Source organism: Empedobacter sp. GD03861, from assembly GCF_029840885.1.
Classification (GTDB): domain Bacteria; phylum Bacteroidota; class Bacteroidia; order Flavobacteriales; family Weeksellaceae; genus Empedobacter; species Empedobacter falsenii_B.
Genome location: NZ_JAOCDJ010000069.1, coordinates 1 through 4245, shown reverse-complemented (window position 1 = coordinate 4245; position 4245 = coordinate 1). Strand labels below are relative to the sequence as shown.

The 4245-nt window shown below is 29.4% G+C and carries 3 protein-coding genes and 1 pseudogene; 2 read left to right on the top strand and 2 right to left on the bottom strand.

What is annotated here, in order from left to right:
* Positions 1-169 precede the first annotated feature (169 nt).
* Positions 170-1129 (bottom strand): Fic family protein, encoded by a 960-nt coding sequence (locus N5D03_RS14570; RefSeq protein ID WP_280052073.1) that lies wholly within the window; start codon positions 1127-1129, stop codon positions 170-172.
* 417 nt (positions 1130-1546) lie between these two features.
* On the opposite strand from N5D03_RS14570, the gene N5D03_RS14565 reads away from it, so the two are divergent.
* Both N5D03_RS14565 and N5D03_RS14560 read left to right on the top strand, forming a co-directional pair.
* Positions 1547-2407 carry an AraC family transcriptional regulator gene (locus tag N5D03_RS14565; protein WP_280052072.1) on the top strand — a complete coding sequence of 287 codons (861 nt, stop codon included), beginning with the start codon at positions 1547-1549 and terminating at the stop codon, positions 2405-2407.
* A 100-nt stretch (positions 2408-2507) separates the two neighbouring features.
* A complete protein-coding gene (locus N5D03_RS14560; RefSeq protein ID WP_280052071.1) occupies positions 2508-2801 on the top strand; it encodes an antibiotic biosynthesis monooxygenase in 294 nt (97 codons plus the stop codon).
* A gap of 674 nt (positions 2802-3475) precedes the next feature.
* Here N5D03_RS14560 and N5D03_RS14555 read toward each other — a convergent pair.
* Positions 3476-4245: pseudogene (locus N5D03_RS14555) on the bottom strand (hypothetical protein); the annotation flags it as partial.

The following is a 4245-nucleotide window of genomic DNA, read 5'->3' as shown; positions in this document are numbered from 1 at the left end:
ATGTAAATATTAAATGTATAAAAAAAATTCTGCTCGATTTTAACCCAAGCAGAATTTTATACTTACACAGTTTTTGGTACAGTGTCACATAAAATCATTTATCCAAAACGGCACTCTCACAATATCAGTGTTTTAACCTAAAAATCTTTGGTGTATAATAACAATTATGTTAAGTGGAACTCTTTCTATAAATAGTCGTTTTTTTATCTCCTATTTTAATAATAAGATTATCATCTACAGCTTTCTTTAAATCTCTACTTGCTGTAGAAGATGATATATCTTTAAAATAATTTAAGTAATCTTTTCGTGTAAAATCTTTATCATTTTCTTCTAAAAACAATGAAATACGATTAGATTCTGTCAGTTTTTTAACAGAATTACTCAAAACATCATCTAAAGACTTATTTATTATAGATAACATATATTCTATAAATACTGTTGACTTACCTTGTTTATCTGATATTGATAGTGCATTATAATATGCATTTTGATTTTTAGAAATTAAGGTTTCAAAAGGGAGAAATTCAAAAATAGGATAAGCTTCCATTAATATTAATGTTTGCCATAATCTCCCCATTCTTCCATTTCCATCTAAAAAAGGATGAATAAATTCCATTTCATAATGAAATACACAACTTTTTATTAAAGCTATTTCTGATTTATCTTTTAAATACTCAAACAAATCCTTCATCAAAAAGGATACATTTTCATATGGTGGTGCTATATGTTCTACTTGAGAACCTTTAACTATACCAACTCCTTGACTTCGATATTTTCCAGGATTTTTAATTAAATTCAAAAGCAACATTTTATGAGCTTTTAAAAAATCCTTTTCACTTGATGATTTTAAATTTCTGATATTTTTATATACTTCTAAAGTATTTAGAACTTCAATTATATCTTTTTGAGGACCAATAACTCTTTTGTTTTCTATAATTGCAGTAATCTGTTCTTCTGTAAGCGTATTTCCCTCAATACTTAATGATGAATGAATTGTTTTAATCTGATTTTGCTTTCTTAGTATAGGATCAGTTTTAATTAAATATTTTGCATTAATCTCTCCAATCTGAACAGAAATAAGTGTTATTAGTCTAAGTATTTCTTGTGTTATTTCGTACGGTGGTTTCATTATATGATACTATCATTTGATACTATCACAAATCTAATAGTTTTATTAAGACAATTGGAATAAATAGGGAAATAAAATTTATATAATAATGTTTATGTTAAGTAATGAAATGGGTTAATTGTAGAACTTCGCTATCCATGACTGAATATTTAAAATTATTGGAAAATATATTCGTTATTCATGCAAACTATGTTTTAATATTATAGATTATCCAATAATTTGCTATTTTTAACAAAGTAATTATACGAAATACAGATATAGGGAATGTTTTACGAAGCTTTTTTATACTTTACGAAGTAAAGTATTATGTTGTGTGCAAGGCTAAACGACCTATTCATCCAAACTTTAGCAAACAATTTTTGAAATAGAAATGTAATATATTTACAACTCCAAAATGTTTTTTAAAACAACACTATCATGGACATTACAAATTTGCCAGAAGATTTATTTGAAAATAACTACACGGACACTTCAGACCTGCAAATTGCTAACTACGAGGCGTATAAACTTGTTTCCAAAAATAAGATTAACCTAAACAAAAATGTATTCAGTTTTTTGTTGGATGGACAAAAGAACATTCACTTTTCTAATGACATCGTTTCGATAGACGATTCACAATCCTTGCTTCTTGCGTCGGGGAATTTTTTAACAACAGAAATTGTTGGGGCAAATAGTTATAGTTGCCTTCTCTTTTTCTTTTCTCAAAAAAACATTAATGATTTTTTATTGAAATATGGGCATTTATTTAACCCAAAAGACTTAAATAAAACAACGAACAATAGTCCCTATTTCCTTATCAAAAAAGACAATTTTATTATCCATTTTATTAATTCTATTCAACAAATTTATGGCTTGAATCAAACAATCTCACAAAAGATTCTGGAATTGAAATTTGAAGAAATTATGCTATATCTGGCTGATAAGTATGGGCAAAGTTTTTTTGTTTATCTACATTCATTATTAATCAATGAAAGAGAATTATCTTTTAAAATGGTCATTGAAAAAAATCTGTACACGAGTTTGAATATTGACGAGATCGCTTTTCTATGTAATATGAGCCTGTCTACTTTTAAGCGAAAATTTATACAAGTATATCAAGAGTCTCCAGGAAAATGGTTTCAACTAAAACGGCTCAACAAAGCCAAAAAGTTGCTACTTAATAATGAAGCGACACCATCAGAAATCTATATGGACTATGGCTATGACAGCTTGTCGAATTTTAGCACAGCCTTTAAAAATGAATTTGGTTACAGTCCAAAAAACATGATGAAAACTTGACCTTTTTTCATAAGTTTTTGAGCTAAATAAAAAAGCCTCACAAGCTTCAATGAGCTAAATTTGTTAAAACAAAATTGGTTTAATTTAAAAATAAAAAGACATGAAAAAATTAGGATTATTAGTTCGACTAGAAGCAAAAGCAGGAAAAGAAAAAGCTGTTGAAGAGTTTATTACAAGTGCATTGCCACTTGCTAATGAAGAAGCAGGTACTGTTACATGGTATGCGTTCCGTATTGACGCTTCTACATTTGGCATTTTTGACACTTTTTCAGATGAAGAAGGCAGAGAAGCTCATCTTGGTGGTAAGATTGCAAAAGCGCTAATGGAAAATGCACCTGAATTGTTGGCTACTGCACCATCTATTGAGAAATTGGATGTTTTAGCGGCTAAATAAACATACCACAATTATTCTAAAATGTAAGCCTGTCAAAGTTCTGTAAATGAATTTCGACAGGCTTTCCTTATTTCCAACACAGTTTGATAATAAATTAAGATTAGACTGACGAAGAAGCCAAGCACACAACAAGGGTTTGCCAAAAGCGGGGCTGAAGTGCTTCTATTAAACATTTCTGCAAGGTTCAATAAGGGGGCAATCGACGATTCGTAAAAAAAATAGGGTTAACAATTTTACCTATGATTAGGTGATATTAAAATAGATAAAATTTATTTCAATTACTTAACATAATACAAGTTATATACTTGAAAAATTAAATTTAAAACATTGATTTTAAATAAGTACCGTTTTGAATAAATGATTTTATAGAAAAAATACGCTGTAGACCTCATTTTTTTATTGAAACTACATATCCAAATCAGCCAATAATAACTATTGTGTAAAAACCTAAACTTAAATAATATAATTATTTGATTTAAAACGATTTAATTAACTATACTTTTACTTAACCCTGTTTTTTATACTTTTCGTCGACTGACCCCTAATTGTAAGTTTGGGTTTAGTATAAAACCGTAATCAGCTATTAATGCTGTAAGTGCAACCAAGTGCAATACAACAATGAGCTGTTGTATCCATTTGGCATATAAAAACTCTTTCATTTAAAAATTCTCAGGCTATTCCGATTGTGTGTCTTGTAGGATTAATGTATTATCAACATCAAGACGCTCGTTCAGCCATTTTTTCATTTTCGATTTATCAATTTCTTTTGTCCCTTTTTCCAAATGATACAATACCAACCATTCTACTTTGGCACTATCTGTTCCTGAAAATTTTTCTATTTTACCAAGAGACACATCTTTCAGTTCAGGGAAAAGAACGTTCAGTTCTCTCACAAGTCCTGGTTCATTTACTTTATATTTATTCAGTTCTTGTCGAAGGTTGTTGATGGTTACATCTTTTTCTGACAAAGAAGCATCCTGCTTATTCAGTTCACTGAGTATCTCCGACTTAAGATCTGCATCATCCTGTCTGAAATTCAGTATCGTATTATGAACACCTCTTTCCTCCAGTAATCGGTTATACATTTCCATTTCTTCTTTGCGTAGTTTTTTATTCAGAAATGCCAGGTCCACCTTTTTGGGATTGGCATTATAATTCAGTTTCTTGTAAATCACCGTATATCCTCTACTATTGAATTCAGAATTGATAAATTCTTCCACGGTTTTAGTAAACTTCTTTTCTTCAAATAGATTATACGCCAGATAAAAACTGGGGATGATCATAATCATCAATAGGGTGGTAATTCCGTACCGGATGCGCTTTTCATTCTTTGGTTCTATCGTAGCAGAAGCAGGATATTTTAAATATTTGATGACTAAAAAAGTAGCGATACAAATAAAAAAACAATTGATGGTATATAGGTAGAAAGCACCAAAGAAATAGC

What these genes read in the sequence shown, in the direction of transcription:
- N5D03_RS14565 (WP_280052072.1), top strand. Translation starts at nt 1,547, where the DNA reads ATGGACATTACAAATTTGCCAGAAGATTTATTTGAAAATAACTACACG.
- N5D03_RS14570 (WP_280052073.1), bottom strand. Translation starts at nt 1,129, where the DNA reads ATGAAACCACCGTACGAAATAACACAAGAAATACTTAGACTAATAACA.
- N5D03_RS14560 (WP_280052071.1), top strand. Translation starts at nt 2,508, where the DNA reads ATGAAAAAATTAGGATTATTAGTTCGACTAGAAGCAAAAGCAGGAAAA.